12 protein-coding genes are annotated in these 12,605 nt (G+C 71.6%); 5 read left to right on the forward strand and 7 right to left on the reverse strand.

From position 1 onward, the window contains the following. The first annotated feature begins 116 nt into the window (after window positions 1-116). A complete protein-coding gene (locus tag ACFV1W_RS38395; RefSeq protein WP_380421971.1) occupies window positions 117-983 on the forward strand; it encodes a helix-turn-helix domain-containing protein in 867 nt (288 codons plus the stop codon). 73 nt (window positions 984-1,056) lie between these two features. Here ACFV1W_RS38395 and ACFV1W_RS38400 read toward each other — a convergent pair whose 3' ends face one another. Both ACFV1W_RS38400 and ACFV1W_RS38405 read right to left on the reverse strand, forming a co-directional pair. After that, complete coding sequence (locus tag ACFV1W_RS38400; protein ID WP_380421972.1) at window positions 1,057-1,662, reverse strand: TetR/AcrR family transcriptional regulator; 606 nt, start codon at window positions 1,660-1,662, stop codon at window positions 1,057-1,059. Window positions 1,663-1,891: 229 nt separating this feature from the next. Next, window positions 1,892-3,406 (reverse strand): MFS transporter, encoded by a 1,515-nt coding sequence (locus ACFV1W_RS38405; protein ID WP_380421974.1) that lies wholly within the window; start codon window positions 3,404-3,406, stop codon window positions 1,892-1,894. 87 nt (window positions 3,407-3,493) lie between these two features. Between ACFV1W_RS38405 and ACFV1W_RS38410 the strand changes: the two genes are divergently transcribed. After that, window positions 3,494-3,940, forward strand: coding sequence for a MarR family winged helix-turn-helix transcriptional regulator (locus ACFV1W_RS38410; protein WP_380421975.1), 447 nt, complete (start codon window positions 3,494-3,496; stop codon window positions 3,938-3,940). 160 nt (window positions 3,941-4,100) lie between these two features. Here ACFV1W_RS38410 and ACFV1W_RS38415 read toward each other — a convergent pair whose 3' ends face one another. The 5 genes from ACFV1W_RS38415 to ACFV1W_RS38435 all read right to left on the reverse strand — a co-directional run bounded on the left by ACFV1W_RS38415 (window position 4,101) and on the right by ACFV1W_RS38435 (window position 8,703). Continuing rightward, window positions 4,101-5,048 (reverse strand): M56 family metallopeptidase, encoded by a 948-nt coding sequence (locus tag ACFV1W_RS38415; RefSeq protein WP_380421977.1) that lies wholly within the window; start codon window positions 5,046-5,048, stop codon window positions 4,101-4,103. Between the two features lie 201 nt (window positions 5,049-5,249). After that, window positions 5,250-5,819, reverse strand: coding sequence for a DUF5134 domain-containing protein (locus ACFV1W_RS38420; RefSeq protein WP_380421978.1), 570 nt, complete (start codon window positions 5,817-5,819; stop codon window positions 5,250-5,252). 279 nt (window positions 5,820-6,098) lie between these two features. Further along, a complete protein-coding gene (locus ACFV1W_RS38425; protein WP_380421980.1) occupies window positions 6,099-6,857 on the reverse strand; it encodes an amino acid ABC transporter ATP-binding protein in 759 nt (252 codons plus the stop codon). Further along, window positions 6,854-7,675 carry an amino acid ABC transporter permease gene (locus ACFV1W_RS38430; RefSeq protein WP_380421986.1) on the reverse strand — a complete coding sequence of 274 codons (822 nt, stop codon included), beginning with the start codon at window positions 7,673-7,675 and terminating at the stop codon, window positions 6,854-6,856. Before ACFV1W_RS38430 ends, ACFV1W_RS38425 begins: the two co-directional genes overlap by 4 nt. A gap of 134 nt (window positions 7,676-7,809) precedes the next feature. Continuing rightward, on the reverse strand, window positions 7,810-8,703 hold the full coding sequence (locus ACFV1W_RS38435; protein WP_380421981.1) for an ABC transporter substrate-binding protein: 894 nt from the start codon (window positions 8,701-8,703) through the stop codon (window positions 7,810-7,812). A 546-nt stretch (window positions 8,704-9,249) separates the two neighbouring features. On the opposite strand from ACFV1W_RS38435, the gene ACFV1W_RS38440 reads away from it, so the two are divergent. From ACFV1W_RS38440 to ACFV1W_RS38450, 3 genes are read left to right on the forward strand one after another with little or no spacing between them, the layout of a single operon-like run. Further along, window positions 9,250-10,650 carry a DUF6421 family protein gene (locus ACFV1W_RS38440; RefSeq protein ID WP_380421983.1) on the forward strand — a complete coding sequence of 467 codons (1,401 nt, stop codon included), beginning with the start codon at window positions 9,250-9,252 and terminating at the stop codon, window positions 10,648-10,650. Then, window positions 10,647-11,408: an SDR family NAD(P)-dependent oxidoreductase gene (locus ACFV1W_RS38445; RefSeq protein ID WP_380421984.1), complete on the forward strand. Its 762-nt coding sequence runs from the start codon at window positions 10,647-10,649 to the stop codon at window positions 11,406-11,408. Before ACFV1W_RS38440 ends, ACFV1W_RS38445 begins: the two co-directional genes overlap by 4 nt. Continuing rightward, a complete protein-coding gene (locus tag ACFV1W_RS38450) occupies window positions 11,405-12,481 on the forward strand; it encodes a threonine aldolase family protein (protein ID WP_380421987.1) in 1,077 nt (358 codons plus the stop codon). Before ACFV1W_RS38445 ends, ACFV1W_RS38450 begins: the two co-directional genes overlap by 4 nt. The last annotated feature ends 124 nt before the right edge of the window (window positions 12,482-12,605 follow it).

Below are 12,605 nucleotides of genomic sequence, written 5' to 3' on the forward strand. Positions count from 1 at the left end.
CTGCGCTGGTCATACTGGCGACGGCGCAGCCAGACCCGCGCCCGCCGCAGCCACTACAAACGCCGAGGCCACACCCCATAACTGCGGTTGCAGTACTAGGTGGAGGTTTCGACCGCATGACCACAGTTCAGCCGGGCGGCGGCTCGATGGTCCGCCGGATCCTCCTCGGCTCGCAGCTTCGCCGCCTGCGCGAGGCCCGCGGGATCACCCGCGAGGACGCGGGCTACGCCATCCGCGCGTCCGAGTCCAAGATCAGCCGCATGGAGCTCGGCCGGGTCAGCTTCAAGGAGCGGGACGTCGCCGACCTTCTCAGCCTCTACGGCGTCGACGACGGCCTGGAGCGGGAGGCCCTGCTCGGCCTGGTCCGCGAGGCCAACAAGTCCGGCTGGTGGCACAGCTTCAACGACGTTCTGCCGGGCTGGTTCCAGACCTATGTCGGCCTGGAGGAGGCCGCCCAGCTGATCCGCACCTACGAGGTGCAGTTCATCCCCGGACTGCTGCAGTCCGAGGAGTACGCACGGGCGGTTTTCGGCCAGAGTCGGCCGGTCATCAGCGAGGAGGAGGTCGAGCGGCGGGTCAGCCTCCGCCTGCGCCGCCAGAAGCTGCTGACCGAGGGGGCCAGCCCGCGGCTGTGGGCGGTCATCGACGAGGCGGCGCTGCGCCGGCCGGTCGGCGGGCCCAGGGTGATGCGCGGTCAGGTGCAGTACCTGATCGACGTCGCCGAGCAGGCCAACGTGGTCATCCAGGTCATGCCGTTCCGCTTCGGCGCGCACGCGGGCGAGTCCGGTGCGTTCACGATCCTGCGCTTCCCGGAGCAGGACCTCGCGGACGTGGTCTACCTGGAGCAGCTCACCAGCGCGCTCTACCTGGACAAGCGGGACGACGTCGACGCGTACGTCCAGGTCATGGAGCGGCTCTGCGTGGACAGCCTCACGCCCGAGCGCACGATAGACCTGCTCGCCGCGATACTGAAAGAGCGCTGAGCAACTCCCGGGCCCGGCCAAGGGAGTTCCGGGCCCGACCCGGGAGCTCCAAGGCCCGGCCGCCCACCCGCCGTCAACCGCGGGTCGACGGCCGTTCGCGTTCCGGCGGCAGCGGCTGCGGCGGGCGGCCCAGCTCCCAGGCGAGGCCGTAGCGGCCGAACAGGTCGGCCCGGATCGGCGCCAGCGGGAGTTCCGCGCCCGGCAGCAGCACCCCGATGCAGCCGCCCATCAGCGCGCTGCGCAGCACCCCGTGCTCGGCGACCGGATCGGGTGCGCCCCAGTCCTCCAGCAGGCCCTGGAGGATCGCGCCGACCTGCTGCTGCTCCGGGTCCTGGACGAAGGCGCCGGTGTCCGGGTCGAGGATCAGTGCCAGGTGGGAGCGCATCACCCGGGGGTGGTCCATGGCCAGGCTGAGTACGGTGTCGATCGCGCGGGCCAGCCTGGCCTCGGGGGACGCACCCGGCGGCAGCTCGGCCAGGGCGCCGGAGAGTGCCCGGTGCATCATCCGGTGCGTGGCGGACTGCATCAGCAGTCGTTTGCCGTCGAAGTAGTACGACAGCAGACCGCGGGCCAGTCCGGCCCGCTCGGCGATGTCGGTCAGTGTGGTGCCCGCGTAACCGCGCTGGTCAACGAGCTCGATGGTGGCCCGCATGATGCGGCGCCGGGAGCGCTGCCGCATCTCCTCATTGACCGAATCCCCGCGGGGTGCCATCGTGTCTGCTCCGAACGTTCGTTGGCTCCGGGCCAATATACTTGCGGAGCCGGCAGCCGCGCCGTGGAACCGTGCCCTTGCGGGCGCCGCCCGGGCGGCCCGTACAAAGACGGCCGGCTCCACCAACACGGGGGTTTGGTGGAGCCGGCACCGGTGCCCGGCGGTCAGGGGTCGACCGTGGGCGAGGGCCAGTGGCTCAGCGCTCGGTCAGGACTTCGGGCCGGACCGCGGAGGGCCCGGCAGGCGGATAATCATAATCCGGCACCGGCACGGGAGTTGAATTCCGGCGCCGGTCCACCACGGCGCCCACCGCCGCCACGAGCAGTCCGAGCAACGCGACTGCGGTGACCAGGACCAGGGCCGGCCGGTAACCGTCCAACTGGGCCCGGGCGCTGTCGCCGCCCGCGCTCCCGGCGGTGATCATCGCCGTCGCTCCGGCCAGCACCACGGCGGTGCCGACCTGGATCGCGGTGTTCACCAGGCCCGAGGCCAGCCCCTGCTCCTCGTCGGCCACGCCGTCGGTGGCGGCGATGTTCACCGAGGGGAAGGCCAGGGCGAAGCCCACGCCGAGCAGCAGCATCGAGGGCAGCACCAGGGCCAGGTACGAGCTGTGCTCGTCCAGGCGCAGGAACAGGGCGAAGGCGCCGGCCAGGGCCAGCAGGCCGAGCGGCAGCAGCCGGGCGGTGCCGAAACGGTCCACGATCGGGCCCATGAACGGCGCGGAGAGGGCGATGAAGGCGCCGGCGGGCAGCAGCCCGAGGGCCGTCTGCAGGGCCGACCAGCCGAGCAGGTGCTGCAGGTAGAGCGTGACCACGAACTGGAAGCCGCCGTACGCACCGGTCATGGTGAAGGCGACGACGTTGGCCCGGGCCACCGAGCCGTTGCGGAAGATCCCGAGCCGGACCAGCGGGTGGGCGGTGCGGCTCTCGATCAGCAGGAACGCGGCGGCCAGCGCGGCGACCACCACCAGCGAGCCGAGGGTGCGCAGGCTCAGCCAGCCGGCGCCCTGGGCTTCGGTCACGGTGAACACCAGCAGCAGGACGGTCGAGGTGCCGGTGATCGCGCCGAGCACGTCGTAGCCGCCCTTGGCGGGCTCCTCGACCGGGCGGGGGAGCAGGCGCACGGCGAAGACCAGGGCGAGCAGTGCGACCGGGACGGGCATCAGGAAGGTCCAGCGCCAGCCGACCGAGGTGAGCAGGCCGCTGAGCACCAGTCCGAGCGAGAAGCCGCTGGCGCCGCAGGTGGTGTAGATCGACAGCGCCCGGTTGCGGGCGGGGCCCTCGGCGAAGGTCGTGGTGATGATCGACAGGCCGGCCGGGGCGGTGAAGGCGGCGCTGACGCCCTTGAGGAAGCGGGCCGCGATCAGCAGGCCGCCGTCGTCGACCAGGCCGCCGACCAGCGAGGCGGCGGCGAAGGCGCTGAGGGCGACCAGGAAGACCCGGCGGCGGCCGAGCAGGTCGGCGGCGCGCCCGCCGAGCAGCAGCAGGCCGCCGTAGCCGAGCACGTAGCCGGAGACCACCCACTGCAGTGTGGAGGTCGAGAGGTGCAGTTCGGAGCCGATGGAGGGAAGGGCGACGCCCACCATCGAGACGTCCAGGGCGTCCAGGAACATGGCGGCGCAGAGCACGACGAGGGTGCCCCAGAGGCGGGGTGTCCAGTTCAGCCCGCTGGTTGACGGGGCGTCGGGTGACGTGACGGTCGCGGTGGTCATGGGCAGGAGAGTACATGCGCATGCATTCAATGCAAATGAATAATATGTGAACGCATAAATTTACGGTGCATGTGCTAGGCTGGCGGCGTGGCTGAACTCGACTCCCTCGAAGCCTCGGCGGAGGCCGGTCTCATCGCGGAATGGCGCGAGCTGCTCGCCCGTCATGCCGCGGCCGTCTGCGCGCTCGACCGTGAGCTCGGCGAGAGGTACGGACTGGGCATGAGCGAGTTCGAGGTGCTGGAACGCCTGGTGGAGAGGTGCGAGGCCGAGGCCCGGCACGCCCTGAGGGCGAGCGAGCTGGCGTCCATCGTCCATCTGAGCCAGAGTGCGCTGTCCAGGCTGATCGCCCGCCTGGAGAAGGCCGGGCTGGTGACCCGGGAGATGTGCCCGAGCGACCGGCGGGGAATCATGATCGCTCTGACCGAGGCCGGGCGGGAGCGCTACGACCAGGCCCGGCCGCTCCACCGCGAGGTGCTCGGGCAGACGCTCGGCGGGCGGTTCGCTCCGCTCTGCGGGGATCCGACCGGCGGCTGACCGGCCCAACTTCCCGGTCGTCGTTCTCGGTTGATCTGCGGTGCTGGTGATCGGCGGCGTTGTTGATCCGCGGTGCCGGCGATCGGTGGTGCTGGTGGTCCCCGGTGCCGGCGATCGGTGGCGTTGTTGATTCGTGCCGCCGGTGATCCGCGGCGTTCGTTCAGAGGAGCGAGTGGAGCCCCGGGGCGACGGCCAGCAGGACGGCCCCGACGGGTGCGGCCAGGGCGACGGCGGTGAGCCGCAGCCGGTGTGGGACGGACAGTCGGGGGCGGCCCGCGAGCAGCCGGTCCACCCGTTTCGGGGACTGCGCCAGGCCCGGCGGGCAGGAGCCGAACACCCCGCGGTCCAGGTTGAGTTCGGCCAGCGCGAGGGCGGTGGTGTGCCGGCCGTGCCGGCGGGCTGCCCGGTCGTCGGCCGCCAGCTCGACCAGCTCCGCCACCTGGTCCCGGAAGGCGCGGAACACGCCGATACCGGGAAAGCCGGAGGCGAGCGCCTGGGCGAACTGCTGGAGCCAGTGGTGCCGGGCCCGGACGTGTCCGCGCTCGTGACTCAGCACGGCTGCCAACTCCCGGTCGGTGAGCTGCTGGAGGGCGCCGGTGGTGACCACCAGGCGGGAGTTCGGGCCGGGCAGCGACCAGGCCTCGGGGCGGACGTTCTCCAGTACCACCAGCCGCTCCCGGCGGCTCCGGGCGGCCTCGATCGCCTCGGGCAACTCCGGCGCCCTGGTAGCGAGTTGGGCGTGCCGGCGGTTACGCAGGGCCTTGGCCGTACGGACCTCGCGGGTGAGCGCCCGCACCGTCTGCAGCGCGCCCGCGGCGAGGACGGCGGCGCAAAGCCGGCCCCAGCCCTCGGCGTCCTGGAGGCCGTAGGCGTCCTCCACGCCGTGCGGGGCGCCGGAGAACACCCAGGCGCGCAGCTCGGGCTCGGCGGCGGAGGCGGCGAGGACCAGGCCCAGGGCGCAGCACAGCAGGACGGCCACCACGATGCACTGCCACACCAGCAGGGCCAGCACCGGTTCGCGCTCCACCCAGCGGGCCCGGGCCAGCAGCCGGGGCACCACGGTGGAGAGCAGCAGGCCGAGCAGCAGCAGGCCGATCAGGGCAGTCATCGCATGGGCTCCCCGAGTACGCACGGAACGCGACAACGCGCTCCCTGCCAACCTATGCGCTGGCGACGTCCGGTGGAACGGCTTTCGACAGGCCAGTGACCAAGGCCACGCGCGGGCGCGGGCTTTGGCGGGGGCTACGGAGCCGCGCCGGTGCGGGCGGTGGCATGGGCGATGGTGCGGAGGCGGCTTCCACGGGGTGGTTCACATGGTCAGGAGCATGGCGAACATGCCGATGCCCATGGCCAGTCGGCAGGCCCGGGGCAGGCCGGTGGTGCCGAGCACGAGGGTGCCGGCCGGAGTGCGCAGCAGTCGGGCGCCGGCCCAGAGGGAGTAGCCGCCGAAGTAGAGCAGCAGGGTGCCGGTCAACAGGGGGGTGCCGAGCGCGGTGGCGTGGTGGTGTCCGCCGCCGGGGGAGGCGGTCATCGCGAGGCCCATGTAGGTCATGGCGAGCGCGCCGACCGCGTGGTGCAGCCGGTGTGCCCGACCGGCGGGGGCGTGCAGGGCGGCGACCAGGAAGACGGTGGCCGGGAGGCCGAACAGGCAGGCCCAGACGGCGGCCGGGACGGTGGCGCCGGTGACGGCCATCGCCGCCATGCCGAGCCCCATCAGGGCTTCGGCGGCGTCGGACTCCCGGGCCAGTGGCGGGTGGGCGAGGCGGGAGCCAGGGGCGGTGGCGGCGCAAGGGGCGTGCCGCAGACGGCTAAGACAGTAGGCGCCGGCGGTGGCGGTGAGGAGGGCGAGGAGCCAGCTGACCAGGGTGGGTCCGTGCAACGGCGGCCTCCCGGGGGTGGCGGGCGGTGAACGACGGGCAGCGGACAGCTGACGGAAGACAGATGACAGAGAACAGAAGTTGAAATCTGTCATCCGTCAGCTGTCAGCTGTCCGCTGTCGTCCGTTCCCCGTCGCCCCTCCGCCACGGCGACGATCGTCCCGTCCACGATCACCGCTGCGCCCCCGACGCGGCCAGGGCGCGTGCGGGGGCGCACAGTGGTGACCGCCGTGGTGCGCCGTCCCGGATCACCACCCCCACCGGTGAACGATGGACGGCGCTCAGCCCTGGAGTCGCCCCGAGGCAACGACCCGGCCGAGGAACCGCCTGGTCCGCTCCTCCTGCGGGTCGCCGAACACCTGCTCGGGTGGCCCCTGTTCGAGCACCACCCCGCCGTCCAGGAAGCAGACCCGGTCGGCGACCTCGCGGGCGAAGCCCATCTCATGGGTGGAGAGGACCATCGTCATCCCCTGTTCCTTGAGGTCCCGCACGACCGCCAGCACCTCCCCGACCAGCACCGGGTCGAGCGCCGCCGTGATCTCGTCGAGCAGCAGCAGCCGGGGTCCGGCCGCCAGCGCCCGTACGATGGCGACGCGCTGCTGCTGCCCGCCGGAGAGCCGGTCCGGGTACTCCTTCGCCTTGGCCGCCAGCCCGAGCCGGTCCAGCAGTTCCAGCGCCCTGGCCTCGGCCTCCGCCCGGCTGACCCCGTGCACCCGGCGCGGTGCCAGCGTGATGTTCTCCAGCACCGTCATGTGCGGGAACAGGTTGTACGACTGGAACACCACACCGATCCGGCGGCGCACCGCGTCCTCGTCCGCGCGCGGATCGGTGATCTCCTCGCCGTCCAGGAAGATCGCCCCGTCGTCGATCACCTCCAGCAGGTTGACGCACCGCATCAGCGTGGACTTCCCGGAGCCGGACGCCCCGATCAGCGCCGTCACCGAGTGCTCGGGCACGGCGAGGTCCACGTCGCGCAGCACCACCTGGCCGCCGAAGGTCTTGCGCACCGATTCCAGCCGGAGCACCTCGGTCCCGCTCACACCGCACCTCCCTGCAACTGCCGACGGTTCATCCGCCCGGTCAGCCAGTCGGCGAACCGGGTCAGCGGAACGGTCAGCACGATGAACACCAGCCCCGCCACCAGGTACGGCGTGAAGTTGAAGGAGTGCGCCGCGATGATCTTCGCCGCGTACACCGCGTCGATCGCGCCGCCGATCGAGACGAGCCCGGTGTCCTTCTGCAGGCTCACCAGGTTGTTGATCAGCGGGGGCACCACCCGCCGGACCGCCTGCGGCAGCACCACGTACCGCATCGCCTGGGCGTTGCTCAGCCCCAGCGACCGCGCGGCCGCCCGCTGGCTCGGGTGCACCGACTCGATGCCCGAGCGGAACACCTCCGACACGTACGCCGAGTACGTCAGCACCAGCGCCGCCCCGCCGAGCAGCAGCGGATCGGTGGTCACCCCGGTGAGCCGCAGGGCCGGCACCCCGGTGATCATCACCAGCAGGCAGATGATCATCGGCAGCCCGAGGAAGAAGTCGACGTACGCGGTGGCCAGCAGCCGTACCGGCAGGAACACCGGCCCGCGGAGCGTCCGCAGCACCGCGAGCAGCAGCCCGAACACCAGGATCAGCGCCCCGCAGCCGAGCATCAGCTCCAGGTTGAGCCGCAGCCCCCGCAACACCTCGGGCAGCGCCTGGCGGGCGTAGTCCAGGTTGAAGAAGGTTCGCCGGGTCACTTGCCAGCCAGGGGAGTTGACGATCAGCAGGTACAGCGCGACCGCCGTCAGCACGGTCGAGGCGGTGGCGATCAGTGCCGAGCGCCGGGCGCGGGAGCGCCGGTACGCCTCGTGCGCCAGCCGCCGCTCGGACGGGCGGTACCCGTCCTGCTCCGGGCCGGCCTGCCCCGCCCCGACCGCGAAGCCCTTCGGCTCCTTCGGCTCCTTGGGTTCCTTCGCGACCTCGACCGGTCCGGCCGTGCCCGCCTCCCCGCTCACTTCAGCACCGGTGCCGAGACGGCGTCCGACAGCCACTGCTTCTCCAGCTTCGCCAGCGTCCCGTCCGCGCGCAGCGCGTCCACCGCCCCCGACACGCACGACGTCAGCCGGGATCCCTTGTCCAGCACCAGGCCGAACTGCTCACCCTGCGAGGCCGATTCGAACTGCCCGACCACCTGGGCCTCCGGCACCTCGGCGCCGGTGATGTAGAAGGCCGTCGGCAGATCGACCACCAACGCCTCGACCTGACCGTTCTTCAGTGCGGCCTTCGCCAGGTCGTTGGAGTCGAACACGGCCGGCTGGCCGCTGGGCCTGATGGTGTTGGTGATGGTGTCCAGGCTCGTGCTGCCGATCTGCGCGCCGAGCTTGGCGTCCTTGAGGTCGGCGATGCTCTTCGCCGCCGCGGCCTTGGAACCCTTCAGCGCGATGACGGCCTGGCGCACGGAGTAGTAGCCGGAGGAGAAGTCGACCGCCTCCCTGCGCTCGTCGCTGATGGACACCTGGTTGACGTCGAAGTCGAAGTCCTTGGCCCCTGGCGCGGTGGCCTTGCCGAACGGCGCGACCACCCAGCCGACCTTGTCCTTCGAGTACCCCAGCTTCTCCGCCACGGCGTACGCCACCGCCGACTCGAAGCCCTTGCCGTTCGCCGGGTCGTCCCCGGAGAACCACGGGTCGTACGCCGGCTTGTCGGTGCCGATGGTCAGCTTCCCGGCGGTCCGCGTGGCCAGGGCGCCCGGCGCGCAGCCCGCCGCAGCACCGGCCGGACCCGAGGCGCCCGAGGCGGCGGCCCCGTCGGACTTGGCGTCCTGCGGCGCGCACCCGGTGAGCGCGGCGGTGGCCACCACCAGCGCGGCGAGGGGCAGGACGGCGGACGGCTTGCGCAGGCTCATGGCAGGACTCCAGGGGAAGGACCGACGGGAAACAGGGAGGGGCCGGGCAGGCGTCGACGGTACGGGCCGGGCGGGCCGCTTCCCGGCGGGTCACTTCCCCCCGGTGGCGGCGCCGGAACACACACGGCATGGTCGGCGTACGGGCCCGCATCCGCGGCGCCCCGGGCCGGATCAGCGGCAGCCGGTGGGCCGCGGCCGGGACGAGGGCCGTGGCCGCGTCAACGACGGCGGCGACAGCGGCCGTGCGTGCCGCAGCGGCAACGACAACAGGCCTGCTGACGGGAGGGCACCCGGAACGGGCTGCCGTGGCGCCCGGCCACCGTGATCACCGTCGGGAGCATGCGGGGAGGTTCGCATCAGGACCGCGCATCTGTCCAGAGCATCCAGGACACCGTCCACATGCCGGACACCCGCTGCTTCGGCGCAGGTTTTGAGGCCGGAACGGCGGCTGGCCGGAGGTTTGTCGGTCGGGACCCCCTTGAACGGGAGAACCTTTCGTACTTATGGTGTCCTCGTTGAAATAACTCCTGTCGAAGTGAGTCCACGATGCAGAATCTTTCGCCAAGGCTCGCAGCGGCGGCCGAAGCCCCGGTCTCGTCCCTCGCCGCCCACCCGGCGTGGCTGCGCCTGAAGGAGGCCGTCGAGACGCTGCGCCCGCTGCAGTCCAAGGACGGCTCGATCGACCTGTCCGCCGTCCAGCGGCAGACCGTCGACCCGCTGGTCGCCACCGTCCGGGCCTCCGTCGAGGAGCTCGCCCCGCACTTCCCGCACGACGCCGCCTACCTGGCCGCCGTCGACGCCGATCTGGCCAAGTGGGCCGACACCGGCTACCGGGAGCCCGACTTCCTGGACTCGCTGCTCGCCTTCCAGCCCGCCGAGCAGCGCGAGGACGGCCTTGAGCACCTGGTCGTCTTCCCGATGTACACCCAGAACGGCAACCCGGACCGCAACCTGGAAGCCGTCCTGCTGCGCGTGGTGTGGCCCGAGTGGCTGGACGAGCTGGAGCGGACCCGCTTCGACAACCCGATGTTCGTGCCGATCACCTTCACGGACTTCACGGCCGGCTACGACACCAACTCCGCCGTCCTCTTCCCCGAGACGGTCGCCGTGCGCAAGGCGCCGGAACGTTTCACCTGGGGCGGCATCTTCTGCGACCGCGAGGCCGCCCGCTTCCGCGCCGTCTCCACCAGCGCGATCGAGCAGCTCGGTCTGGAGATCCCGGCCGACGCCGAGGGCCTCCTCAAGGACCAGGAGCGCGCGCAGGAGACCTTCGTCCTGTGGGACCTGGTCCACGACCGCACCCACAGCCACGGCGACCTGCCGTTCGACCCCTTCATGATCAAGCAGCGCAGCCCGTTCTGGATGTACGGCCTGGAGGAGCTCCGCTGCGACCTCACCACCTTCAAGGAGGCGGTGAAACTGGAGGCCGAGGGCAACCCGCACGCCCGCGACGTCCAGTACGCGATCCTCTTCGACCGCCTGTTCCGCTTCCCGGTCAGCGGTGACCGCGTCCGCAACTACGACGGCCTCGGCGGCCAGCTGCTCTTCGCGTACCTGCACAAGCACGACGCCCTGCGCTGGCGCGACAACCGCCTGACCATCGACTGGGAGCTCGCTCCGCAGGTCACCAACGCGCTCTGCGGAGAGATCGAGACCCTGTACCGCGACGGCATCGACCGGCCCAAGCCGGCCCACTGGATCGCCGCCTACGAGCTGGTCTCCCGTTACCTCACCCCGCACCCGGCCTCCACCTGGGCCAAGGGCCCCGAGGCCCTCCCGCTCGACATCACCGACGGCAAGGCCCTGAACAAGGCGCTGTGCGACGCCGTGCTCCCGGACGAGTTCCCGCTGAGCATGTTCTACGAGGCCTTGTCCAAGAAGCTCCGCGGCGTCATCGCCGCTACCGCCGGCATCACCGGCGCCGGCATCCAGGGAGTCGCCGCGTGACCACCACCACCCCCTCCACCAAGCTGGCCGGCAAGGTCATCGCCGTTGCCGGAGCCAGCGGCCCGGCCGGGCAGGCCGTGCTGCGCCGCCTCACCGCCGACGGTGCCACCGTGATCGGAGCCGACATCGACGCCCAGCGCCTGGATTCCGCCCTGGACGCCACCCGCGTCGCGGTGCGCGGAGCCAAGGTGAGCGGCCAGGTGATCGACCTGCTCGACCCGCAGGAGGTCCACGACTGGGCCGACCACCTGGAGGCCGAGCACGGGCACGTCGACGGCCTGTTCCACCTGGTCGGCGGCTGGCGCGGCAGCAAGACCTTCTTCGACACCCGCCTGGACGACTGGGACTTCCTGCACGACACCGTCGTGCGCACCCTCCAGCACACCTCGCTGGCCTTCCAGCCCGCGCTGGTCCGCAGCCCGGCCGGCCGCTACGCCATGATCTCCGCCGCGGCCGCGCACAAGCCCACCGCCGGCGGCGCCGCCTACGCGGCCGCCAAGGCCGCCACTGAGGCCTGGACCCTCGCCATGGCCGACTCCTTCAAGAAGGAGACCACCTCCCCGGACGGCGAGCCCACCGCGGCGGCTGCGATCCTGGTCATCAAGGCGCTGGTCAGCCCCGAGATGCGGGCGGAGAAGCCGGAGGCGAAGTTCGCCGGCTTCACCGACACCGCCGACCTCGCCGGACACCTGGCGGACCTCTGGGACCGCCCCGCAGCAGAACTGAACGGACAGCACCTGTGGCTGACAGCCCGATGACCGACCTCACCCGTACGGACGCGGAACGGCGGCACGACCCCGCCGTCCGCGGCTTCGCCAGCGACAACTACGCCGGCGTGCACCCCGAGGTCCTCGCCGCGATAGCCCTGGCCAACGGAGGCCACCAGATCTCCTACGGCGAGGACGACTACACGGCGCACCTCCAGGACGTCTTCCGCCGCCACTTCGGCGACAAGGCCGAGGCCTACCCGGTGTTCAACGGCACCGGCGCCAACGTGGTCGCCCTCCAGGCGCTGCTGCCCCGCTGGGGCGCCGTGGTCTGCGCCGACACCGCCCACATCCACGTGGACGAGGGCGGCGCCCCGGAGAAGATGGGCGGCATCAAGCTGCACACCGTCCCCACCCCGGACGGCAAGCTCACCCCCGAGCTGCTCGACCTCCAGGCCTACGGCTTCGGCGACGAGCACCGCGCGCAGCCGCTCGCGGTCTCCATCACCCAGAGCACCGAGCTCGGCACCCTCTACACGATCGAAGAGATCCGCGCGGTCGTCGATCACGCCCACCAGCTCGGCATGCTGGTCCACATGGACGGCTCCCGGCTGGCGAACGCCGCCGCATCGCTCGGCGAGCCGATGCGGGCCTTCACGACGGACCTGGGCGTCGACGTGCTGTCCTTCGGCGGCACGAAGAACGGCCTGCTGCTCGGCGAGGTCGTGGTGGTGCTCAACCCGGAGCGGGTGCGCAACATCAAGTACCTGCGCAAGACCTCGATGCAGCTCGCCTCGAAGATGCGCTTCGTCTCCGTCCAGTTCGAGGCCCTGCTCGCGGGCGACCTCTACCTGCGCAACGCCGGCCACGCCAATGCGATGGCCAGCCGGCTGGAGGCGGCGGTCCGGAAGATCGACGGCGTCGAGGTCGTCCGCCCGGTCCAGGCCAACGCGGTGTTCGCGATCCTCCCGCGCGAGGTGAGCGAGCGGCTCCAGAAGCGTTACCGCTTCTACTTCTGGAACGAGCACACCGGTGAGGTGCGCTGGATGTGTTCCTACGACACCACGGAGGCGGACATCGATGCCTTCGCGGCGGCCATCGCCGAGGAGATGGGCCGCGCCTGACGAAGCGCCTGACGACGCGCCGAACAGCGATCGCCTCCGCCCGGACCGGGCGGAGGCGATTTGCATGTGGCGGGCCGGTGCCCGTACAGTTCCGGAGTCGCCGCGGGAGACCGGGGTGACAAAG

Origin of the sequence: Kitasatospora sp. NPDC059648 (assembly GCF_042734825.1) — a bacterium.
Classification (GTDB): Bacteria; Actinomycetota; Actinomycetes; order Streptomycetales; family Streptomycetaceae; genus Kitasatospora.